We start from the raw sequence: 23,081 nt of genomic DNA on the forward strand, positions 1-23,081 counted from the left end.
GGGTAGTGTTACAACACGTCGCTTGCGTGATCGGCCAGGCGCGAGCGTTCGCCGCGCGCCAGCGTGACATGTCCGCTATGTGCCCATCCCTTGAAGCGATCCACCACATAGGTCAATCCGCTTGAACCTTCAGTCAGGTAAGGCGTATCGATCTGCGCGATGTTGCCGAGGCAGACGATCTTGGTACCGGGACCGGCGCGCGTGACCAAGGTCTTGACTTGCTTCGGCGTCAGGTTCTGGGCTTCATCGATGATCAGGAACTTGTTGACGAAGGTGCGGCCGCGCATGAAGTTGAGCGACTTGATCTTGATGCGCGAACGGATCAGATCCTGTGTCGCGGCCCGTCCCCATTCGCCGGCATCCGAATCGGATTTGTTCAGCACTTCGAGATTGTCGTCGAATGCCCCCATCCATGGCGACATCTTCTCTTCCTCGGTGCCTGGCAGGAAGCCGATGTCTTCACCGACCGGAACCGTCACGCGGGTAACGATGATTTCATTGTAGAGCTTGGTTTCCAGTACTTGCGCAAGACCCGCAGCAAGGGCCAGGAGCGTTTTGCCGGTACCGGCTTGACCGAGCAGGGTGACGAAATCGCACTCCGGATTCATCAGCAGGTTGAGCGCGAAATTCTGTTCACGGTTGCGCGCGGTGATGCCCCACACGCTGTTCTTGCCATGCGTGTAGTCGCGCAGGGTTTGCAGCACGGCGGTCTTGCCGTTGATCTGCCTGACCTGACCGTAAAACGGGGCTTCGCCATTGTTCGGTTCCAGGAACACGAATTGGTTGACGAGGAAGGATGGCACAAGAGGACCGGTCAGGCGGTAGAAGGTATATCCGGTACCGTGCTTGTTTTCCTGCCAGGACTCCATGCCCTTGGCGTGCTTGTGCCAGAAGTCGTCCGGCAACTGCATGATGCCGGAATACAGCAGATCGGTGTCTTCCAGTACATGGTCGTTGAAATACTCTTCCGCAGGAAGTCCCATCGCACGCGCCTTGATGCGCATGTTGATGTCCTTCGAGACCAGCACGATGGGGCGATCCGGAAACTGTGCTTCGAGTGCACGCACGACACCGAGGATCTGGTTGTCTGCCTTGCCGATGGGGAGGCCTTCAGGCAGGGTCACGTTTTGCAGTTTGGTCTGGAAGAACAGGCGGCCTTTGGCATCCTTGTTGCCCAGTTTGGAAAGCGGAATGCCTTCCTCGATCGCATGCTCTTCCACGCCGGCCACCAGCGCGTCGAGCGAGCGCGACACCTGGCGTGCGTTGCGCGCGACTTCGGACATGCCTTTCTTGTGGTTGTCGAGTTCCTCCAGCGTCATCATCGGCAGGTAGACGTCGTGTTCCTCGAAACGGAACAAGGAGGTCGGATCGTGCATCAGCACGTTGGTATCCAGCACGAACATCTTGGTGACGCCGAGCCTGTCGCCGATGCGGCTGGCGCTTGACTTGATCAGACTTTCGACGGCCTTGGGTTTCGCTGTGCGTTTTGCTGCGGGAGCTTTTTCGGAGGTTTTGGCGCGCGCTTCTGGTGCGGATTCGGTGGTATGCGGTGCGGATTCAACCAGCATCATGACAGGTTTTACCGATTTCCCTTTCTCTGCCTTCGGATAGTCTTGCGGGGAGAGCAATGTTGCTGGTTTGGTCGGTAATTTGGGCAGTGGCATCAGGACCTCAATCTAAAAATGTGTTGAATTGACTACGCTCAGTGGGCCAAACGAACAGGAGGTGGGTTGGACGACGTGGGGAAAAGGCAATCGGAAAACACAAAAGCCGTTTGAGGGGGAGGTTCGACACCTCTTCCGCAAACGGCTTTCGGTAAGAAAATTCTATTAAATTCAATGTGTTCAGCTTTTGGATTCAGCGAACTCTATGCGAGGGTCTTTACGTACTCCAGAACTTCGTCAACGTGCCCAGGCACTTTCACTCCACGCCATTCTTTCACCAATTTCCCGGTTCCGTCAATCACAAATGTGCTGCGTTCAACGCCACGCACTTGCTTGCCGTACATGGATTTCATTTTCATCACGTTAAACATGTTGCAAAGTGTTTCGTCGGGATCGGAAATCAGGTCGAATGGCATCTCCAGTTTCGACTTGAAACCTTCATGCGAGCGAATGCTGTCGCGGCTGATGCCGAAAATCTCGGTATTGGCCTTGATGAATTCCGGATGCAGGTCCCTGAATTGCATGGACTCCGTCGTACAGCCTGGCGTGTTGTCCTTCGGGTAGAAATACAACACGACCGTCTTTCCCCTGTAATCGGATAGCTTGAAGGTCTGGTCGCCTGTCATCGCCGCGGAAAATTCGGGAACAATCAAGTTCAATGCAGATGGGCTTTCGGCCACGTTGGTCTCCTGGTCCAGGGTTGGTTGAGCCGGATGGCGATGAACGGTCGCTGCACGGCCGGCTATCGCAACCGCAGTCTCAATGTTAGCTAAAGTTTATTGAATTTGGAAAGTTTGCGCCGGCTGCAGGATCAGTTCACCGGAGCGCCCAGGCATCTCTCCCCAACTGACGGGATAGACGGGCAAAGCGGCGGTTTTCACTTTCTGGTGATAATCCCCCATCGATACCAGATCGTAGCCCTGGGCTCGCCATCCTGTCAGCAATTGCTCAAAGATGGGGGCAAGTTTTTGTCCTTCAAGTTCTGCATGCAAAGTGAACACGTGATCGCGCTGCGCTTCGGTAAGGCTGAGAAGTGCCGCGGCCGCGTTTGACTCCTCGACGACCTGGCCCTTGATCTGCCTGCCGAGCATTTCGTCCAGCGTTGGCAGGGTCGTGGGCAACTGAATGCAGGAAACCGTCTTACACGCCGCCTTGATGCGATAGGGCCCGGCGGTGGGGTCGGACAAGGTACCGTCATCATTCAAGCGTGCGCGGCCATCGGAGGCATAGTCAAACCCGAATGCATCAAGCAGCGCAAATGCACGATCGTTCATCTGCCAGCCCGCTGCGCCATGCGTGCACGGCGCCTCGCCGAAGACATCGCAAAAGCGGCCAAACGCCTGCCGCATCTGCGTCTCGGTCCACGCGGCATTCTGCTTGCGCACATTGTCCTGCCAGCGTACGTGGTCCCAGCAATGAATGCCGCATTCGAATCCGGCGGCTTTGACCGATCGCATTTCGGCGGCAGCGCTTTTGCCGATGTCCGGCGCAGGCAACAGGACGCCGTACATCAAGGTTTTCAGCCCGTAATGCTCGACGACCGAGGTGCGTGCGACTTTCTGGAAGAATCCCGGCCGAAAAGCGCGCCGCAAGGCCCAGCCGGTGTGATCTGGGCCAAGCGAGAAAAGGAATGTCGCGTTCGCACCGTGTTTTTGCAACAAACGAACCAGGTTCGGTACGCCTTCGCGTGTGCCGCGATAGGTGTCGACGTCAATTTTCAGTGTAAGGGACGGCATCAGTCCATCAAGGCCCGGGCCGATGCAACCTGGCCGCGATAGGCATCAAAGATGTGGCGCAGCGTATCTTGCATTGAGGTGGTCGGTTTCCAGTCGAGCTCGGCGCAGGTGTTCGTGATTTTCGGTACGCGGTTCTGCACGTCCTGATAGCCTTTTCCGTAGTATTCGGCGGATGTGGTTTCCACCAGCTGCACGTTCTTTGCGGAGTCCGCATATTCGGGGTATTCGGCGGCGAGTTTCAGCATCATCGCGGCCAGTTCCCGAATCGAAAAATTGTTCGCAGGATTACCGATGTTGTAGATCTTGCCGCTCGCAATGCCGTCGGAATTGGCGATGATGCGCATGAGTGCGTCGATACCATCATCGATATAGGTGAACGCGCGCTTCTGATGGCCGCCGTCCACCAGGGAGATATTTTCGCCGCGCACGATGTGTCCGAAGAACTGCGTGACCACGCGCGAGCTGCCTTCCTTCGCTGTGTGGATGGAATCAAGACCCGCGCCGATCCAGTTGAACGGACGGAACAGCGTGAAATTCAAGCCTTGTTCCATGCCGTAGCCCCAGATCACGCGATCCATCAACTGTTTCGCACAGGAGTAGATCCAGCGCGGCTTGTTGATCGGGCCGCAGATCAGCTCGGATTCATCCGGATCGAATTCCTCGTCATGGCACATGCCATACACTTCGGAGGTCGAAGGAAAGACCAGGTGCTTGTTGTACTTGACGGCGGAGCGGACGATAGGGAGATTGGCTTCGAAATCGAGTTCGAATACGCGCAACGGCTGCTTCACATAAGTCGATGGCGTTGCGATCGCGACCAGAGGCAGGATCACATCGCACTTTTTCACATGGTACTCGACCCACTCCTTGTTGATCGTGATGTCGCCCTCGAAGAAATGCATGCGGCTCTTGTATGCATCGTTCTGGAGCAGATCGCTGATGCGGTCGGTCATCATGTCCATGCCGAACACGTGCCAGTCGGTTGTTTCAAGAATACGCTTGGACAAATGATGTCCAATGAAGCCGTTGACGCCGAGGATGAGGATTTTTTTCATTGGTTTTTTTGTATGGCTGCGCCATCGGGCTCGGTTGAAGCCGATTTCAGCGCATGTTGTAGTTGTTGCGGCGACACGGGTCTGCCGCCTTCCAGTAACTCATGAATCAACAAGGCGCGGCCGTCGCCGCCAACGCCGTAAATGCAATCATCCACGACAGTCAGGCCTTGCGGCAGATGAAGATCGGACTGCCGGGCCATACGGGCCTTGCCGATGACAAAGCGTCGTTCGCCAATCGTGGTCCAGGCGCCAGGGTAAGGCGGAGCGACTGCGCGATGCAGGTTGTAGATGCTTTGCGCGGGTTGTGCCCAGTCGATGCGCCCGTCTTCCGGTTTCCGTCCTCCGAAATAACTGCCTTTGGCCAGATCGTTCGGCAGTCGTGGCGTTTGTCCAGCAAGCATGGTTGGCAAGACATTCCACAATGCCTGCTCGGCAGCGACAGTCACTTTGCCGAAGACTTCAAAGGCGGTGTCGTCCGGCAGGATCGGCACTGCGACCTGCGCCGCAATGGCACCGGCATCCGGCTTGACCGTCATTTCATGCAGCGTCGCGCCCGTTTCGCTCTCGCCATGCAATACAGCCCAGTTGACCGGCACGCGACCACGATATTTGGGGAGCAGCGAGCCGTGCATGTTGTAGGCGCCATGCTTTGCGATGGTCAGGAGGTCTGCCGGCAGCATGTGGCGGTAATAAAAACTGAAGAGGAAATCCGGTTGCGCCGCGCGCAATTTCTCCCGCAGTTCCGGTGTTGCCGGATCGTCCGGCGTGAGATAGGGTATGCCATGCTCGTCGCATAACGCGGCGACCGACTCGAACCAGATATTTTCGGATGCATTGTCGCGATGCGTAACGACAAACGCAACGTCCACACCGCGCGCGAGCAATACCTTGAGGCAGCGCACCCCGACGTTGTGATAGGCGAAGACGACGGCGCGTGCGCTACTCATTCGCGTGCATTCGAGATGGAGGACACGTTGCCGAAATCATCCTTCTGTTCAAGGATGGCCTGGACGACATAGCGAGGACGTCCGCGCACCTGCTGGTAAATCCGGCCGACATATTCGCCGACCAGTCCGATGCCGAACAGGATGACGCCCATCAGGAAGAAGTCGAGTGCAAACAGCGTGAAAACGCCTTGCACTTCAGAGCCGAGCAGGAAGCGCCGCACGATCAGCGCAACGAATAGCGCTCCGGACAGGAAGGATAGCGCGATGCCGAACAGGGAAAAGGCTTGCAGCGGCAGTAGCGAAAATCCGGTGATCAGATCGAAATTCAGCCGGATGAGGCTGTACAGGGAATACTTCGACTCTCCCGCGGCCCGTTCCTCATGCTCGACGATGATCTCGGTCGGCTTGCGGGCAAAGGTGTAGGCGAGTGCGGGAATGAAGGTGTTCACCTCGCTGCATTGATTGACCAGGTCGATGACGTTGCGGCCGTAGGCGCGCAGCATGTTGCCCTGATCGGTCATCTTGATATGGGTCAGCTTTTCGCGCAGGTGATTCATCGCACGCGAAGCATGCTTGCGCCAGGCGACGTCCTGCCGTTCGCGGCGGATCGAGCCGACGTAGTCGTAACCTTCACGCATCTTCGCGATCAGGTTGCCGATTTCTTCCGGAGGATTCTGCAGGTCGGCGTCCAGTGTGACGACGATATTGCCGCGTGTTGCCTGAAAGCCGGCGAGAATCGCCATATGCTGGCCGTAATTGCCATTGAATAGCATGACGCGCGTGACGTCCGGCCGCGCGCGGAACTGATCGGCAAGGAGCTGGGCCGAGCGGTCGCGGCTGCCGTCATTGACGAACAGGATTTCGTACGAGATGCCGAGTTTGTCGAGAGCCGGGTAGAGTCGCGCGAACAGTGTCGCCAACCCCGCTTCTTCGTTGTACACCGGAATGACGACGGAGAGTTCTGGTTTCATCAATCGCTGCATCTTATTCTTGTTGAAGAACTGATTTTACCGCGTTGACGACCCGATCTACATCGCCTTCCGTCATCGCATTAAACATCGGCAAGGTCACGATTTGACGGCCGATTCTCTCCGCAACGGGAAACATGCCTTCAGTAAAGCCGCGTGCACGATAAAGCTTGAACAGATGGATCGGCGGATAGTGGCAGCCGGTGCCGATCTTCAGCGCAGCCAATTGCGCCATGAAATCCGCGCGCTTGATGCGATCGGGAAGCACGATCTGGAACATATGCCAGTTGCTATGCTCGAAGTCGGCGACTGGAAGCTGTGCGCCATATTTCATTTCGAAATCAGGGCCGAAAGCGGCAAAATAGCGGCGCGCCAAGGCCTGTCGCCTCGCCGTGATCGCTTCGATCTGGGCGAACTGGCCGAGTCCGATGGTCGCGGCGATATCGGTCATGTTGAATTTGCCGCCGAGGACATCGACCTCGATACCGTCGAAGCCGGTGCGCGTGACCCCTTGCAGTCGATACTTTTCGGCCAGCGCCGCTTCTTCCGCATTGCTGAACACGAGGCATCCGCCTTCGGATGTCGTGATGTTTTTGTTCGCCTGAAAGCTGAACGAAACAAAATCGCCGAAGGCGCCGATGCGTCGACCGTGCCAGGATGTTCCCAATGCCTGGGCTGCATCTTCCACCACGCGCAGGCCGTGATTTCTGGCAATCGCGTAGAGGCGATCCATGTCGACCGGCAGTCCTGCCAGGTAGACCGGAATGATTGCCTTGGTCCGAGGTGTGATGGCGGTTTCAAGCCGGTTCAAATCGATATTGTGGGTAATCGGATCGATATCCGCGAAAACCGGTGTCGCGCCGACCTCGAGAATGACATTGGCTGTTGCGACCCAGGAAATGGGCGAGGTGATGACTTCATCGCCGGGCCCGATACCTGCGATGCGCAAGGCAATCTCCATGGTGCATGTGCCGGAGTTGAATGCACGCACCGGCCGGCCGCCGAAATATGCCGAAAGCTGTGTCTCGAACAGCTGGACCTTCGGACCGCTGGTGATCCAGCCGGAGCGCAGAACATCTGCCACTGCGGTGATCGTCGCTTCATCGATTGCCGGTCGCGTGAACGGGAGAAAGGGTTCGGTCATGAAAAATGAATCTTTTGTCTGTTGAAACGCATGCGGATCAACTGCGCGCGAGTAATGCCACGCCTATGATTATGATGCCGATCGCGAGCATGCGCTGCGTGGACACCGCTTCGCCAAGAAAATACCAGGCACCAATTGCATTGACGATGTAACCGAGCGAAAGCATGGGATACGCAATGGTGACGTCGACCCGCGACAGCCCGATTATCCAGACGACGACTGAAAGAACATAGCATGCCAGCCCGCCGACGATGGGCAGTTGCGTGGCGACCTTCACGCCGGTTGCAAACCAGTTCGCCGCAGTCAGGTGAATTTCCCCCACGGCGTTGGTCCCCGCCTTGAGAAGCAACTGCGCGGTCGCATTCAGGAGAATGCCGGTAAGTATGAATCCGAAGGTGGAGAGGTTCATGGAGCAGGTTTTTCCTGGGGCATATTGGTCACGACGACCCGCCTGGGATCCTCGGCGATCACGCGGATCGGCAGATTGTCGTTCTGCATCTTTGCAAGCATATCAGGCCGCACGATTGCCAGCGATTTTTTCCCGGCACGGGCGTCTGCCTTCCATTTTTCCGCAAAACCTTGATACGTCGGTATCCAGAGCTGCGGTTCCTGTTGCAATCCGAAGTCCATTTCATCCGCGTGCTCGACCAGGGTCAAGGTATGCCGGAGATAGAACGGGAGCGATTGCTCGTAAAGTCCTACGGCGTAGATCGGCGTTTCCGGCGTCAGCTCCGCCTTGATGGCTGCCAGATGTTCTATGCCCGCCTTGTAACGCCCCAGTGGCGCATGTCCGGCCATCAGCAGTTGCACGAGGAGAAAACTGGACACGGCCAGTGTGGCTATCGACCATTCCCTTTTCTGCTTTGCCCAGTTGATGGCCAGCAGCCCGCCAACCAGTCCGGTCAGTGCCGCGCCAATCATCCACGGCACATAGGCCTGAAACAGCGGGCGATCATAGGCCTCGGGCGCGAGTGAAGGAAAACGTGTGGCAAGCGCCAGTCCGATTGCGGACAGGAGAGCGAGCAGCCCCGCATTGACGGTCAAGGCTTTGCGCGAGGCTTCTTCGAGATGACACGCGATCAGAAGTGCCATTGCCGGAAAGATCGGCAGGATATAGGACACCAGCTTCGAGTTGGAAATGCTGAAAAAGAAGAAGATGAACACGCTCCAGATCAGCAACACGAGCTTCGGCTGGAAGCCCGGTGCGCGTTCGCGCCGCGCTTTCCACAAGCTCTGTGGCAGCATCGTGACCCACGGAATGCTGCCGAGCAAGACGACCGGGATGAAATAGTGCCAGGGACCGGTGCGGTGATGCACTTTGGTCGTGAAACGCGCAAAGTGTTCGTGCACAAAGAAGAAATACGGAAACTCCGGATTTTTCAGCGATACCAGAATGAACCATGGCGCCGTGATCGCCAGAAAAAGCGGGATGCCCGCAAGGAGATGCAGACGTTTCCAGATAGCCCAGTCGCGGGAGAGCAATGTGTAGAGCACCAGCACCGCGCCGGGCAGGACGACGCCGATCAGGCCCTTGGACAAGACAGCCAGCGCCATGCCGGCCCAGCAGGCGAACATCCAGCGGCGTCTCTCCTCGGGATTCGCATCCTTGCGCTGCGCCAGCAGAAGGCTGCACATGGAGAGATTCATCATGGCCGCCAGCCCCATGTCGAGCGTATTGAAGTGGCCGAGTCCTACCCACAGCAGACTGGAGCCAAGCACCAGGCCGGCATTGAAGCCGACGCGCGGCCCGAACAGCCGCCGCCCGGTATAGGCCGTCAGAAAAATGCCGAACAGCCCGCAGAGTCCGGTCCATAGCCTGGCTTGCCATTCACCCAGGCCGAATGCCTGAAAGCCGAGTGCCGTCATCCACGTCTGCAGAGGAGGCTTCTCGAAGTATTTGATGCCATTCAGGCGCGGAGTGATCCAGTCGCCTGTCGAGACCATCTCGCGGGCCATTTCGGCATAGCGGCCTTCATCGGTCGGCGTCAGCGGACGCACGTCGAGCATGAGGAACCAGATTGCACAAAAAAGCAGGAGCAGGGCCCAGACGGCCGGTTTCGGTCGGTGCAATTCGGTCATGAGGTGCGTTGCGCAGTGAAGATCAATCGAAAATGAGTGCGAGCGCGACGCGTCGGCCCTCAGTCATCAGGATGTTGTAGGTGCGGCAGGCGGCCTGGCTGTCCATGCATTCGACGCCGATCCGGCGCGCCGTGAGATTGGCGATCAGGCGAGGATGAATGAAGCGCTGCCGCTTGCCGGTACCGAGGATGACCACATCCGGGCTGGCCGCCTCGATCGGTGCGAAATTCTCGGGCGTCAATGCATCGAACGATGCCACTGGCCATGCTGCCGGGGCAACCTCAGGCATGACAACCAGGTTGTAGTCGAACCTTACTGCGTTGATTTCTACCGCGTTATCGAAATAGGCGGTAACGGTTTGGTAATGCTGGGTCGTGGTGGAATGCAGCTTCATGATCCTGTAGACATCCGAGAAAGCGTGAATTTCCGACAATCTGAAGAAAAAAGTTGGGGCATTGTAGCCTTTCCGATATTAAAAGGGCTTGTTTCAGATTGATAAAACGAGTTGCTTTCGGCAAAATGGGTATTTTGGCGGTGCAGCATTGCATCCCAATTCTTGCCTTTACTACAAGGAATTGCACGCGTGCGACCGATTCAGAAATCCAGAAAATTAGCAGACGTTTGTTATGACATTCGCGGCCCGGTGCTGGAAAAGGCCAAGCAGATGGAGGACGAAGGCCATCGGATCATCAAGCTGAATATCGGTAACCTGGCCGTGTTCGGCTTCGATGCCCCGGACGAGATCGTGCAGGACATGATTCTCAACATGCCGAACGCGGCCGGCTATACGGACTCCAAGGGCATGTTCGCGCCGCGCAAGGCTATCATGCATTACACCCAGGAAAAGAATATCGAGGGTGTCACCATCGACGATATTTATATCGGCAACGGCGCGTCCGAGCTGATCGTCATGGGCATGAATGCATTGCTGAATTCCGGTGACGAAGTGCTTGTGCCTGCGCCGGATTATCCCCTCTGGACGGCTGCGGTAAGCCTGTCCGGCGGTAAACCCGTGCATTATATTTGCGATGAAGAATCGGGCTGGTTGCCCGATATTGATGACATCAAGAAAAAGATCACGCCGAACACCAAGGCCATTGTGGTGATCAACCCGAACAATCCGACTGGCGCGCTGTATCCGGTGGAGTTGCTGCAGCAGATTGTCGAGGTTGCGCGCCAGCATCAGTTGATCGTGTTTGCTGACGAGATTTACGACAAGACCTTGTATGACGGCGAGACGCACACATCGATCGCATCGCTCGCGGACGATGTCCTGTTCCTGACGCTCAACGGCCTGTCGAAGAACTACCGTTCCTGCGGTTATCGTGCGGGATGGATGGTGGTGTCGGGCAACAAGAAGCCGGCGAAGGATTACATCGAAGGCTTGAACATGCTGGCGTCGATGCGCTTGTGCGCGAATGCCCCCGGCCAGTATGCGATCCAGACCGCGCTCGGCGGATACCAGAGCATCAACGATCTGGTGAGTCCGGGTGGGCGCCTGCTCAAGCAGCGCGACCTCGCGCATCGGCTATTGACCGAGATTCCCGGTGTCAGCTGTGTCAAGCCGAAGTCGGCGCTGTACATGTTTCCACGGCTCGATCCGAAGATCTATCCGATCGCGGACGACCAGCAGTTCGCCTACGAATTGCTGGCGGAAGAAAAGGTCCTGATCGTGCAGGGCACGGGCTTCAACTGGATTGCGCCGGATCACTTCCGTGTCGTGTTCCTGCCCAATTCGGATGATCTGACCGAGGCGATCGGCAGGATTGCCCGCTTCCTCGAGAGCTATCGCAAGCGGCGCGCGATCGCGTAAGCTTTCATCGTTCGACTGGTTTTTCCATTCCGGCGCGAGCCGGACCCCGGCAGCATTTTATTTTTCGAAAACTATGAAACCCATCAAAGTAGGCTTGTTAGGCATCGGTACCGTTGGTTCCGGCACGTTCAATGTATTGAAGCGCAACCAGGAAGAAATTACGCGTCGTGCTGGCCGCAGCATTCAGATCACGATGGTGGCCGACCTGAACACTGCGCGCGCGAAGGAATTGACCAACGGCGAATGCGAGGTGGTGAGCGATGCCAACCTGGTGGTGAACAACCCGGAAATCGACATCGTCATCGAGCTGATCGGCGGCTACGGAATTGCCAAGGAGCTGGTATTGAAAGCGATTGCCAACGGCAAGCATGTCGTGACCGCCAACAAGGCACTGCTGGCCACGCACGGTAATGAAATCTTCAAGGCCGCGCAGGACAAGGGTGTCATGGTCGCATTTGAAGCCGCAGTCGCTGGCGGGATTCCGATCATCAAGGCATTGCGCGAAGGCCTGACAGCGAATCGCATTCAATGGCTGGCCGGCATCATCAACGGCACTACCAACTTCATCCTGTCCGAGATGCGCGACAAGGGCCTCGATTTCGACGTCGTGCTGAAGGAGGCGCAGCGCCTCGGCTATGCGGAAGCCGATCCGACCTTCGACATCGAAGGCATCGACGCCGCGCACAAGGCGACCATCATGTCCGCGATCGCATTCGGTATTCCGGTGCAATTCGACAAGGCCTACGTGGAAGGCATCACCAAGCTGCAGGCGACCGATATTCGCTATGCTGAGCAACTCGGCTATCGCATCAAGCTATTGGGCATCACCAAGCGCACGCCAAAAGGCATCGAATTGCGCGTGCACCCGACCCTGATCCCGGCCAAGCGCCTGATTGCCAATGTGGAAGGTGCAATGAACGCCGTCGTGGTGCAGGGCGATGCCGTGGGCGCGACGCTGTATTACGGCAAGGGCGCCGGCTCGGAACCGACCGCGTCGGCCGTGATTGCGGATCTGGTCGACATCACGCGCCTGGCGACGGCCGATCCGGAACACCGCGTGCCGCATCTGGCGTTCCAGCCGAATGCCATGGACAACACGCCGATCCTGCCGATCTCGGAAGTCACCACCAGCTACTACCTGCGCATGCAGGTGGCAGACCAGCCGGGCGTGCTGGCCGATGTCACGCGCATCCTGGCGGATTCGACGATTTCCATCGATGCGATGCTGCAGAAGGAACCGGCCGAAGGCGAAACCAAGACCGACATCATCATGCTGACGCATCAGACGCAGGAAAAGAACATCGAAGCGGCGATTGCCAAGATCGAGGCACTGTCCACGGTGGTGGGCCAGGTAACCAGGATCCGACTCGAGGAACTGAGCTGAAACTGAGTTGATATTTCGTGGCGCCGGCAGATTCAGCCGGCGTGGCGCTGCACTTCAAGGCGTGCCGACCGTTCTGGTCCGCACGCTTTTTTCTTGTCTTGCCGGGGGGCAAAGTGGGTAAGGTTAGCGGTGGATCACCACCAGCAATGCTTTCGCCTCGCTCTTGCCGGCGTTCAGAATCGCGTGCGGCTTGTCGGCATGGTAGCGTGCGGTTCCGCCCGCTTTCAGCTTCTTCGTGACGCCATCCACTTCCACATCCACGGAACCGTTGAGCAGGGTCAGGTGCTCAATCGTGCCGGGATCATGCGGGCTCGATTTCAGCGCACCGTCCGGCGCGAGCGTCAACTCGTACCACTCGAACTTCCCGGCCAGGTCCATGGGACCCAGGATGCGCAAGACGTAGCCGGAATGGTTGCCGGGCAGCGTAGGTGTTTCATGCGGCTCGAGCAGGTGAATCGCTTCGGATTCCTGCGTGTTTGCAGCAAGCAACTCCTCGATGCCGATTCCCAGCGCATTGGCCAGCCGCCATGCAACGGCGATCGTCGGATTCGCCTTTTCCCGCTCGATTTGAGAAAGCATGGATTTCGACACGCCCGCCGCACGCGACAGGTCTTCCAGTGTCAAACCACGTTTCAAGCGGATTTTTTGCAGCGTGGCACCAACTTCCGGCGGCGAACTGGGGGCGAGGGCTTTTTTCATGAACAAGGCTTGCAATGTTTAATGAGAATGTTAATATTCGATATATCGAACCTAAGTTCTTTATAATGAATATGTGTGAAATTATTGAACTCCGATCGTACCAGAAGCATGGCAATAAAAGTAAGGATTCGCTGCTTGCGGCGCCATCCACACACGGGAGACAAGGATGACTGTGGTCAATGCAAAACAGGATTTTTACGAAGGGCTGACGCGCAACCTGGACAACCTGCGCGAACAAGGCTTGTACAAGCCCGAACGCGTGATTTCTTCCCGTCAGGGCGCCGAGGTGGTTTGCGACGATGGGCGAAAACTCATCAATCTGTGCGCCAATAACTATCTCGGGCTATCGGGCGACGAAGCGACCGTGCGCGCCGCGATTGCGGCAACCGAAAAATACGGCTACGGGCTGTCGTCGGTGCGTTTCATCTGCGGTACGCAAACCGTGCACAAGCAGCTGGAACTGGCTTTGTCGGAATTTCTCGGCATGGAAGACAGCATTCTGTATGCGGCGGCTTTCGATGCGAATGGCGGGCTGTTCGAGCCCTTGTTCGATGAGAAGGACGCGATCATTTCCGACGCATTGAACCACGCCTCCATCATCGACGGCATCCGGCTGTGCAAGGCCGCGCGCTATCGTTACGAGCACAATGACATGGCTGATCTCGAGAAGCAGTTGCAGGCGGCCGAGGGCAAACGCCACAAGATTATCGCCACCGACGGCGTGTTCTCGATGGACGGTACCATCGCGCAGCTGGACAGGATTTGCGACCTCGCTGACCGCTACGACGCACTGGTCATGATCGATGAATGCCATGCTACCGGCTTCATGGGCAAGACTGGACGCGGCACGCATGAACACCACGATGTGATGGGCCGTATCGACATTATCACCGGCACGCTTGGCAAGGCGCTCGGCGGCGCGATGGGCGGCTTCACCGCGGCACGGAGCGAGGTAGTGCAGACTTTGCGCCAGAAGTCGCGTCCCTATCTGTTTTCCAATTCACTGGCCCCGGCGATTGCCGGCGCCTCGCTGTCCGTGCTGGAACGGCTGTCGTCGTCGACGGAACTGCGCGACCGATTGCATGCGAACACCGCGTATTTCCGCAAGGCCATCAGCGAGCTTGGCTTCACCATCAAGCCGGGCACACACCCGGTCGTGCCCGTGATGCTGTTCGATGCGCCGCTCGCGCAGAAGTTTGCGCAGCGATTGTATGAACTCGGCGTATTGGTAACCGGCTTCTTTTACCCGGTGGTGCCCATGGGGCAGGCTCGTGTCCGGGTGCAATTGTCGGCGGCACACACCACGGAACAACTGGATCGCGCCCTGGCGGCGTTCAGGCTGGCGGGGCAGGAGCTCGGCCTTTTGAAGAATTGAAGGAGGGGCAGCATGGAACGGATTCTTGTCATTGGCGCCAACGGGCAAATCGGCAGCGAACTGGTCGAGGCGCTCGTCGCACGGCATGGCGCGGATAACGTCATCGCGGCGGATATCGGGCCGCGCAGCCTGTTTGGCGCGACCCGTTATGAGACGGTGGACGTGCTCGACACGAACCGGTTGGCCCAGGTGGTCGAGCATCATCGTGTTACGCAGGTCTATCAGCTGGCCGCGCTGCTGTCGGTGACCGGCGAGCAAGCACCGCTGAAGGCATGGACGCTGAACATGAACGGCTTGCTGAATATCCTGGAACTGGCGCGCGAACGCGGTGAGGCAGGCAAGCCGCTGAAAGTGTTCTGGCCGTCGTCGATCGCCGCCTTCGGTCCGCATACGCCGGCGGTCGATACGCCGCAATTGGCGGTCATGGATCCCACAACCATCTACGGCATCAGCAAGCAGGCCGGCGAACGTCTTTGCGAGTACTACTTCACCAGGTTCGGCGTGGACGTGCGCAGCATCCGTTATCCGGGCATCATCAGCTACAAATCCCCTCCGGGTGGCGGCACCACCGATTATGCGATTGCGATCTTTCACGCGGCGCGGGACGGCGAGCCGTACACCTGCTATCTCGGCCCGGAAACCACGCTGCCGATGATTTACATGCCCGATGCGATCCGAGCGACCATCGAACTGATGGATGCGCCGGCCGGGCAGATCCGGGTCCGTTCGGCTTACAACGTGGCCGGGTTGAGCTTCAATCCGCGGGATTTGGCCGAGGCCATCCGGCGGCGCGTGCCGCACTTTGAGATCCGCTATCAACCCGACCACCGTCAGGCGATTGCCGAAACCTGGCCGCACAGTCTCGACGACACCTACGCCCGCGCCGATTGGGGCTGGAAGGCGAAAATCGGGCTCGACGAACTGGTGGAAGACATGCTCAAGCATATTCCCGCAAGACGGCGCGCCGCGGCACGGGGAGAGCTGCATCACGCCGCTTGAGCAAATTGCCGATCCGAGGCAAGGCCGCTTTATAATGAGAGGTTAAACGTCTGTTCGTTCGGCGCGCTGGCGCGAGGGCGGCATGGTACTCACATTATTAAATTTTCAAGAATTTATGCAATACGTCTCTACACGCGGTCAAGCCCCGGCACAGTCGTTCTCCCAAATCCTGCTCGGCGGGCTCGCCCCCGACGGCGGCCTGTATCTGCCGGTCGAATATCCGAAGATCAGCGGCGCGGATCTCGACGCGTGGCGCAAGCTGTCGTACGCGGATCTGGCGGTGGAGGTATTGAAGAAATTCGCGACTGACATTCCGGAAGCGGATCTGAAGGCACTCGCGCACAAGACCTATACGGCCGATGTGTATCGCAACGTACGGGCAGGCGAAGACGCATCGCAGATCACGCCCCTGCGCGTGCTGGAAGAGAAGAACGGCAGCAAGCTGGTATTGCAGGCCTTGTCCAACGGTCCGACGCTGGCGTTCAAGGACATGGCAATGCAGCTGCTCGGCAATCTGTTCGAGTATGCATTGGCCAAACAGCATGCCGAACTGAACATCTTCGGCGCGACCTCGGGCGATACCGGCAGCGCCGCGGAATACGCAATGCGCGGCAAGAAGGGCATCCGGGTGTTCATGCTCTCGCCGCACAAGAAGATGAGCGCATTCCAGACTGCGCAGATGTTCAGCCTGCAGGATCCGAACATCTTCAACATCGCGGTGGAAGGCGTATTCGACGACTGCCAGGACATGGTGAAGGCAGTCTCGAACGATCTCGAATTCAAGACGCGCCAGAAGATCGGTACCGTCAATTCGATCAACTGGGCGCGCGTGGTGGCGCAGGTGGTCTACTACTTCCGCGGCTACCTGGCGGCGACGACCAGCAACGACCAGAAAGTCTCGTTCACCGTTCCGTCCGGCAATTTCGGCAATATCTGCGCCGGCCACATCGCGCGCATGATGGGTCTGCCGATCGACAAGCTGGTCGCCGCCACCAACGAGAACGATGTGCTCGACGAGTTCTTCCGCACCGGTGTGTACCGCGTGCGCAAATCGTCCGAGACTTATCACACCACCAGCCCGAGCATGGACATCAGCAAGGCATCCAACTTCGAGCGCTTCGTCTTTGATCTGCTCGGCCGCGATGCGGAGCGCGTGCGCGCCTTGTTCAAGAAGGTGGATACGCATGGCGGCTTCGACCTGTCCGGCAAGCCCGGCAGCGATGGCGACGAATTCAAGAAGGTCGCGCAATACGGTTTCTTGTCGGGCAAGTCGGTGCACCAGGATCGCGTCGCGACCATTCGCGACGTGCATGCGAAATACGGTGTGACGATCGATACCCACACCGCAGACGGCGTCAAGGTCGCGCGCGAGTACTTGACGCCCGGCGTGCCGATGATTGTGCTGGAGACCGCATTGCCGGCCAAGTTCAATGAAACGATACGCGAGGCGCTGGGCCGTGATGCCGAGCGTCCTGCCGGGTTCGAAAATATCGAGTCCCTGCCGCAACGCTTCGACGTGATGCCGGCCGATGTCGCAAAGGTGAAAGCCTTCATTGCGAAGCACACCGGTTTGTAATCAAGAGCTGTCATTGCAAACATGACTGAAAAGAAACCGATGTTGAGCGCCGCCGAGGCGCTCGATTTTCTTCTCTCCGCGGTTCGTCCGATCGCGGAAACGGAAACCCTGGCAACGCTGTCCTGCAACGGCCGGGTGCTCGCCGCCGCCCAGACATCGCAGTTGAGTGTCCCGCCGATGGACAATACGCAGATGGATGGCTATGCGGTACGTGCCGCCGACTGTGCGAGCGGCAGTGCCAGGCTGAAGGTATCGCAACGCATTCCTGCCGGGCATGTGGGGCAGCCCTTGCAGCCGGGGACCGCGGCGCGCATTTTCACTGGCGCGATGATTCCGCAGGGCGCGGATGCGGTGGTGATGCAGGAGCAATGCGAGCTGGAAAAAGCCGCGGATGGCGATCTGGTCACGATCAAGCATGCGCCGCAAGCCGGGGAATGGATACGCCGCGCCGGAGAGGACATCCGGGCCGGCAGCATCATTCTTGCAGCAGGGACGCGGCTGCGCGCGCAGGAACTCGGCATGGCGGCGTCAGTTGGCATTGCGACTCTGCCGGTGGTGCGCAAACCGCGCGTCGCGGTGTTCTTTACCGGCGACGAACTGGCGATGCCGGGCGAGCCCTTGAAGCCCAGCGCCATCTACAATTCCAATCGTTTCACCTTGCGCGGCCTGCTGGAAAACCTCGGCTGCGACATCACCGATTACGGCATCGTCCCGGATTCGTTGTCCGCCACGCGCGACACCTTGCGGCAGGCCGCAGCCGGCCATGACCTGATCATCACCTCGGGTGGCGTGTCGGTCGGCGAAGAGGATCACATCAAGCCGGCAGTCGAGGCGGAAGGGCGCCTGAACATGTGGCAGATTGCGATCAAGCCCGGCAAGCCGCTGGCGTTCGGCGAGGTCAACCGTGCCGAGTGCAATGAGCCCACGTTTTTCATCGGCCTGCCCGGCAATCCGGTTTCCAGCTTCGTCACCTTCCTCCTGTTTGTGCGCCCGTTCCTGCTGCGCCTGCAGGGCGTGACCGACGTCGCGCCGAGGACATTCAACATGCGTGCCGATTTCGCGGTGCCGAAAGCAGATCGCCGCAATGAATTCCTGCGTTCCCGCATGAATGCCTCGGGCGGCCTGGACCTGTTCAAGAACCAGAGCTCGGCGGTGCTGACGTCGACCGTTTGGGGTGACGGTCTGGTCGACAATCCTGCCGGCCAGACGATCGCGCCGGGCGATACGGTACGCTTCATTCCTTTCAGTGAATTGCTTTTTTAAGACGACATGAATATCCAGCTCCGCTTTTTTGCCAGTGTGCGTGAAGCCTTGGGGACGGCGCAGGAAACCGTCGCATTGCCGGACGATGTGCAGACGGTGGGCGACGTACGCAGCTACCTGCGTGCGCGTGGCGGCGTCTGGGCCGAAACCCTGGCCGAGGGACGCGCCTTGCGCATGGCTTATAACCAAGTGATGAGCGGTGCCGACACCCGCCTCGGCGAAGGTGGCGAAGTCGCCTTTTTCCCGCCGGTGACAGGTGGCTAGGACTATGCCGATCCGTGTTCAAACCCAGGACTTCGACCTCGGCAAGGAAGTTGCCGACCTTCGAGCCAACCAGCCGCAGATCGGCGCCGTGGTGGCGTTTGTCGGTACCGTGCGCGACATGAATGAAGGCACGGGCATCAGCGAGATGGAGCTGGAGCACTACCCGGGGATGACCGAGAAGGCCCTGGAAGACATCGTTGCGCAGGCGAGGGCGCGCTGGTCGCTGTTCGACGCGCTCGTGATCCATCGAGTCGGGCCGCTGAAGCCGCTGGACCAGATCGTACTGGTTGCAGTGACCTCGGCGCATCGCGGCGAAGCGTTTGCAGCCTGCGAATTCATCATGGACTACCTCAAGACGCAGGCGCCGTTCTGGAAGAAGGAGCAAACGCCGCAGGGCGCGCGCTGGGTGGATGCCCGCGTCACCGACGACAAGGCGATGGCCAAATGGGGCATCCAGTCGGATAACAGCGGCGACAAGGCATGAGCTGGCTGGCGGTCGGGCTCGGTGCGGCGATCGGCGCATGGCTGCGCTGGGGCTTGGGGCTGTGGCTGAATACAATTCACCACAAGTTGCCCTGGGGAACGCTGGCTGCCAACTTTAGCGGCGGCTACCTGATCGGCATCGCCGTCGGCTTCTTTGCCTCGCATCCCGAATTGTCGCCGGAATGGCGTCTGCTGACGGTGACCGGATTCCTGGGCGGGCTGACGACCTTTTCTTCTTTTTCCGCCGAAGCTATGGTGCTGTTGCAACGCGGAGACTATGGATGGGCGCTTTTTCATAGCGCCATGCATCTGATCGGCTCGATCGCTTTCTGTTTTGCCGGCTTCGCGTCCTATCGCGCGATCACCGGTTAGTTCAACACGCGTGCCGCGTTGCCACTCGGGGCAAGCATGCCGGGCATGGCGAGATCCAGATCCCATTCCGCGATTTTCACGGCATCCTTCAGCAAGGAGCAAAAGCCGTGCAGCACCGTCTGCGTAAAGGCTATCTCGAAGCCAAAACCTTCCGCGGGAGCCAGATTCATCCGGATCGGCTGGTCGGGATTGAGTGTGAAGTTGACCGTCGTGACGAGGATCGGCGTCTCCCCCAGCGGAAAACTTTCTATTGCTGACTCATAAGGGCTGCTGAAGCTGCCGCTGCCCCTGATTTCTTCCACGCTGGCAAAGTGGTCCATGCCGACGATATCGGCGCTCGCATGCGCGGCCAGCGGCTTGTCCAGGGCCACCTGTTTTTCCAGTGCATCAATAATGCTCGGCCACAGCTTCGCGACCATGCGCCGCGTCAGCCAGGCACGGACCTCCTGCAAGCCGTCGCCCTCGTCCTTGAACGAAGTCCGGCACAGGATGCGGTCTTCCTCGGCCACATAAGTCACTTGAATTTGATGCAATTCCATCCCAATCTGATTCTGAAGCGCGCAGAATCAAATGTCCTTTCTTGAAATGTTGTCTGTCGCCCTTACTTTGGTAGCAAATCGAATTTTGGAGAACAATCCATGCGTCTCGACAAACTGACAACCAAGTTGCAAGAAGCCCTTGCCGATGCCCAAAGCCAGGCAGTCGGCAATGATAACCAATACATTGAGCCGGCGCACGTCCTGATCGCCCTTCTGAACCAGGAGGACGGCAGCGCGCGTTCGCTGCTGCAACGCGCCGGCGTGAACGTCGGCGGCCTGCAGAACGGACTGAAGAGCGCACTGGAACGCCTGCCCAAGGTGTCCGGTACCGGCGGCGAAGTGCAGATCGGCCGCGAAACCGCGTCATTGCTGAATCTGGCCGACAAGGAAGCGCAGAAGCGCGGCGACCAGTTCATCGCCAGCGAAATGATCTTGCTTGCCCTGACCGAAGACAAGTCGGAGGCGGGTCGCCTGGCGCGCGACAACGGTTTGACGCGCAAGGCGCTCGAAGCCGCAATTACCGCCGTGCGTGGCGGCGGCAACGTCAATTCGCAGGATGCCGAAGGGCAGCGCGAAGCCCTGAAGAAATACACGCTCGATCTGACCGAACGCGCCCGCGCCGGCAAGCTGGACCCGGTGATCGGCCGTGACGATGAGATTCGCCGCGCGATCCAGGTCCTGCAACGCCGCACCAAGAACAATCCGGTGCTGATCGGCGAGCCGGGTGTGGGCAAGACCGCGATCGTGGAAGGACTGGCGCAGCGCATCGTCAATGGCGAAGTGCCCGACAGCCTGAAATCGAAACGCGTGTTGTCACTCGACATGGCCGCATTGCTGGCCGGTGCGAAATACCGTGGTGAATTCGAAGAGCGCTTGAAAGCAGTGCTCAAGGAAATCGCGCAGGATGAGGGGCAGACCATCGTCTTCATCGACGAGCTGCACACCATGGTCGGCGCAGGCAAGGCCGAGGGAGCGATCGACGCGGGCAACATGCTGAAGCCGGCACTCGCGCGCGGCGAGCTGCATTGCATCGGCGCGACCACCCTGGACGAATATCGCAAATACGTCGAGAAGGATGCGGCACTGGAGCGTCGTTTCCAGAAGATCCTGGTTGGCGAGCCGAGCGTGGAGGCGACCATCGCGATCCTGCGCGGCCTGCAGGAAAAATACGAAGTGCATCATGGCGTCGATATCACCGACCCGGCGATCGTCGCCGCGGCCGAGCTCTCGCATCGCTATATTACCGACCGCTTCCTGCCGGACAAGGCCATCGACCTGATCGATGAAGCCGCATCCAAGATCAAGATCGAGATCGACTCCAAGCCGGAAGTCATGGACAGGCTCGACCGCCGCCTGATCCAGTTGAAGATCGAGCGCGAGGCCGTGAAGAAGGAAAAGGACGAGGCGTCGCAGAAGCGCCTCGGCCTGATCGAGGAAGAGATCCACAAGCTGGAGCGCGAATACGCCGATCTGGAAGAAATCTGGAAAGCCGAGAAGGCGGCGGTGCAGGGCAGCCAGCAGATCAAGGAAGAAATCGAGAAGGTCAAGCTGCAGATGGAAGAAGCCAAGCGCAAGGGCGACTGGCAGAAGATGTCCGAACTGCAGTACGGCAAGCTGCCGCAGCTGGAAGCCCAGCTCAAGCAAGCCGACAAGGACGTTGGCGGCGAAGAAAAGAAGGGCGAGCGCAAGCTGGTGCGCACCCAGGTCGGTGCGGAAGAAATTGCCGAGGTGGTGTCGCGCGCAACCGGCATTCCGGTCTCCAAGATGATGCAGGGCGAGCGCGACAAGCTGCTGCATATGGAAGAGGAATTGCACAAGCGCGTGGTGGGCCAGGACGAGGCGATCGTTGCGGTGTCGGACGCCATCCGGCGTTCGCGTGCCGGCCTGTCGGACCCGAATCGTCCGTATGGCTCCTTCATGTTCCTCGGCCCAACCGGTGTCGGCAAGACCGAGCTGTGCAAGGCGCTGGCTTCCTTCCTGTTCGATACCGAAGAGGCTCTGATTCGCCTCGACATGAGCGAGTTCATGGAGAAGCATTCCGTCGCACGCCTGATCGGTGCGCCGCCGGGCTATGTCGGCTATGAAGAGGGCGGCTACCTGACCGAAGCGGTGCGGCGCAAGCCGTACAGCGTGATCCTGCTCGACGAGATCGAGAAGGCGCATGCCGACGTGTTCAACGTCCTGCTGCAAGTGCTGGACGATGGTCGCATGACCGACGGCCAGGGGCGCACGGTGGACTTCAAGAACACCGTGATCGTGATGACTTCCAATCTCGGTTCGCACAAGATCCAGTCGATGGAAGGTAGCGACCCGGCCTTGGTGAAGCTTGCGGTGATGGCGGAGGTGAAGAGCCATTTCCGTCCGGAGTTCGTCAACCGTGTCGACGAGATCGTCGTGTTCCATGCGCTCGACGAAAAGCATATCGGCTCGATCGCACGCATCCAGCTGCAAGTGCTGGAACAAAGGCTTGCCAAGATGGATATGCGCTTGCAAATCTCGGACGCGGCGCTGCAAAAGATCGCCGAGGCCGGCTTCGACCCGGTGTATGGCGCACGCCCCTTGAAGCGCGCGGTGCAACAGCAGATCGAGAACCCGCTGTCGAAGCTGATCCTCGAAGGCAAGTTCGCTCCGAAGGATGTCATTTCAGTGACGGTACGCGGCAACGAGCTGGCATTCGAAAAGGGCAAGGTCGCGTAATCTCGGAGAATGATTGCGGCATGA

The 23,081-nt window shown here is 58.7% G+C and carries 22 protein-coding genes; 10 read left to right on the forward strand and 12 right to left on the reverse strand.

Annotated features, from left to right (window positions below; all coding sequences use genetic code 11):
* Positions 1–8: 8 nt before the first annotated feature.
* The 10 genes from VJ651_RS15105 to VJ651_RS15150 all read right to left on the reverse strand — a co-directional run bounded on the left by VJ651_RS15105 (position 9) and on the right by VJ651_RS15150 (position 9,987).
* A complete protein-coding gene (locus VJ651_RS15105) occupies positions 9–1,664 on the reverse strand; it encodes a PhoH family protein (protein ID WP_324108243.1) in 1,656 nt (551 codons plus the stop codon).
* 203 nt (positions 1,665–1,867) lie between these two features.
* On the reverse strand, positions 1,868–2,344 hold the full coding sequence (locus tag VJ651_RS15110; protein WP_324108244.1) for a peroxiredoxin: 477 nt from the start codon (positions 2,342–2,344) through the stop codon (positions 1,868–1,870).
* A gap of 96 nt (positions 2,345–2,440) precedes the next feature.
* The gene (locus VJ651_RS15115; protein ID WP_324108245.1) at positions 2,441–3,400 is read right to left on the reverse strand and encodes a xylanase; all 960 of its coding nucleotides are present in this window, start codon (positions 3,398–3,400) and stop codon (positions 2,441–2,443) included.
* A complete protein-coding gene (locus tag VJ651_RS15120; protein ID WP_324108246.1) occupies positions 3,400–4,455 on the reverse strand; it encodes a bifunctional UDP-4-keto-pentose/UDP-xylose synthase in 1,056 nt (351 codons plus the stop codon). Before VJ651_RS15120 ends, VJ651_RS15115 begins: the two co-directional genes overlap by 1 nt.
* Complete coding sequence (locus VJ651_RS15125) at positions 4,452–5,402, reverse strand: formyltransferase (protein WP_324108247.1); 951 nt, start codon at positions 5,400–5,402, stop codon at positions 4,452–4,454. Before VJ651_RS15125 ends, VJ651_RS15120 begins: the two co-directional genes overlap by 4 nt.
* Positions 5,399–6,373: a glycosyltransferase gene (locus tag VJ651_RS15130; protein WP_324108248.1), complete on the reverse strand. Its 975-nt coding sequence runs from the start codon at positions 6,371–6,373 to the stop codon at positions 5,399–5,401. Before VJ651_RS15130 ends, VJ651_RS15125 begins: the two co-directional genes overlap by 4 nt.
* A gap of 13 nt (positions 6,374–6,386) precedes the next feature.
* Positions 6,387–7,514, reverse strand: coding sequence for a DegT/DnrJ/EryC1/StrS aminotransferase family protein (locus VJ651_RS15135; protein WP_324108249.1), 1,128 nt, complete (start codon positions 7,512–7,514; stop codon positions 6,387–6,389).
* Positions 7,515–7,551: 37 nt separating this feature from the next.
* Positions 7,552–7,923 carry an EamA family transporter gene (locus VJ651_RS15140; RefSeq protein WP_324108250.1) on the reverse strand — a complete coding sequence of 124 codons (372 nt, stop codon included), beginning with the start codon at positions 7,921–7,923 and terminating at the stop codon, positions 7,552–7,554.
* A complete protein-coding gene (locus VJ651_RS15145) occupies positions 7,920–9,593 on the reverse strand; it encodes a glycosyltransferase family 39 protein (RefSeq protein ID WP_324108251.1) in 1,674 nt (557 codons plus the stop codon). Before VJ651_RS15145 ends, VJ651_RS15140 begins: the two co-directional genes overlap by 4 nt.
* A 22-nt stretch (positions 9,594–9,615) precedes the next feature.
* Complete coding sequence (locus VJ651_RS15150; protein WP_324108252.1) at positions 9,616–9,987, reverse strand: Mth938-like domain-containing protein; 372 nt, start codon at positions 9,985–9,987, stop codon at positions 9,616–9,618.
* 189 nt (positions 9,988–10,176) lie between these two features.
* On the opposite strand from VJ651_RS15150, the gene VJ651_RS15155 reads away from it, so the two are divergent.
* Both VJ651_RS15155 and VJ651_RS15160 read left to right on the forward strand, forming a co-directional pair.
* Entirely contained in the window at positions 10,177–11,406 is a 1,230-nt protein-coding gene (locus tag VJ651_RS15155) for a pyridoxal phosphate-dependent aminotransferase (RefSeq protein ID WP_324108253.1), read from the forward strand.
* A gap of 73 nt (positions 11,407–11,479) precedes the next feature.
* Positions 11,480–12,790, forward strand: a complete 1,311-nt coding sequence (locus VJ651_RS15160) for a homoserine dehydrogenase (RefSeq protein ID WP_136415460.1) — start codon at positions 11,480–11,482, stop codon at positions 12,788–12,790.
* A 123-nt stretch (positions 12,791–12,913) separates the two neighbouring features.
* Here VJ651_RS15160 and VJ651_RS15165 read toward each other — a convergent pair whose 3' ends face one another.
* A complete protein-coding gene (locus VJ651_RS15165) occupies positions 12,914–13,489 on the reverse strand; it encodes an XRE family transcriptional regulator (RefSeq protein ID WP_324108254.1) in 576 nt (191 codons plus the stop codon).
* Positions 13,490–13,655: 166 nt separating this feature from the next.
* On the opposite strand from VJ651_RS15165, the gene kbl reads away from it, so the two are divergent.
* From kbl to crcB, 7 genes are all read left to right on the forward strand, one after another.
* Positions 13,656–14,864 carry a glycine C-acetyltransferase gene (gene kbl, locus VJ651_RS15170; RefSeq protein ID WP_324108255.1) on the forward strand — a complete coding sequence of 403 codons (1,209 nt, stop codon included), beginning with the start codon at positions 13,656–13,658 and terminating at the stop codon, positions 14,862–14,864.
* 12 nt (positions 14,865–14,876) lie between these two features.
* Positions 14,877–15,863: an NAD-dependent epimerase/dehydratase family protein gene (locus VJ651_RS15175; protein WP_324108256.1), complete on the forward strand. Its 987-nt coding sequence runs from the start codon at positions 14,877–14,879 to the stop codon at positions 15,861–15,863.
* 115 nt (positions 15,864–15,978) lie between these two features.
* A complete protein-coding gene (gene thrC / locus VJ651_RS15180) occupies positions 15,979–17,439 on the forward strand; it encodes a threonine synthase (RefSeq protein WP_324108257.1) in 1,461 nt (486 codons plus the stop codon).
* Positions 17,440–17,460: 21 nt separating this feature from the next.
* Positions 17,461–18,702 carry a gephyrin-like molybdotransferase Glp gene (glp, locus tag VJ651_RS15185; protein WP_324108258.1) on the forward strand — a complete coding sequence of 414 codons (1,242 nt, stop codon included), beginning with the start codon at positions 17,461–17,463 and terminating at the stop codon, positions 18,700–18,702.
* Between the two features lie 6 nt (positions 18,703–18,708).
* Positions 18,709–18,966, forward strand: a complete 258-nt coding sequence (gene moaD / locus VJ651_RS15190) for a molybdopterin converting factor subunit 1 (RefSeq protein WP_292934564.1) — start codon at positions 18,709–18,711, stop codon at positions 18,964–18,966.
* Positions 18,967–18,970: 4 nt separating this feature from the next.
* The gene (moaE, locus tag VJ651_RS15195; protein ID WP_324108259.1) at positions 18,971–19,450 is read left to right on the forward strand and encodes a molybdopterin synthase catalytic subunit MoaE; all 480 of its coding nucleotides are present in this window, start codon (positions 18,971–18,973) and stop codon (positions 19,448–19,450) included.
* The gene (gene crcB, locus VJ651_RS15200) at positions 19,447–19,821 is read left to right on the forward strand and encodes a fluoride efflux transporter CrcB (RefSeq protein WP_324108260.1); all 375 of its coding nucleotides are present in this window, start codon (positions 19,447–19,449) and stop codon (positions 19,819–19,821) included. The genes moaE and crcB overlap by 4 nt, the downstream gene beginning before the upstream one ends.
* Here crcB and VJ651_RS15205 read toward each other — a convergent pair.
* Positions 19,818–20,360, reverse strand: coding sequence for a hypothetical protein (locus tag VJ651_RS15205; RefSeq protein ID WP_324108261.1), 543 nt, complete (start codon positions 20,358–20,360; stop codon positions 19,818–19,820). The genes crcB and VJ651_RS15205 overlap by 4 nt on opposite strands.
* A 99-nt stretch (positions 20,361–20,459) precedes the next feature.
* Between VJ651_RS15205 and clpB the strand changes: the two genes are divergently transcribed.
* Positions 20,460–23,057, forward strand: coding sequence for an ATP-dependent chaperone ClpB (clpB, locus tag VJ651_RS15210; protein ID WP_324108262.1), 2,598 nt, complete (start codon positions 20,460–20,462; stop codon positions 23,055–23,057).
* The last annotated feature ends 24 nt before the right edge of the window (positions 23,058–23,081 follow it).

This window comes from Noviherbaspirillum sp. (genome assembly GCF_035254865.1).
In the GTDB taxonomy this organism is placed as follows: Bacteria; Pseudomonadota; Gammaproteobacteria; order Burkholderiales; family Burkholderiaceae_D; genus Noviherbaspirillum.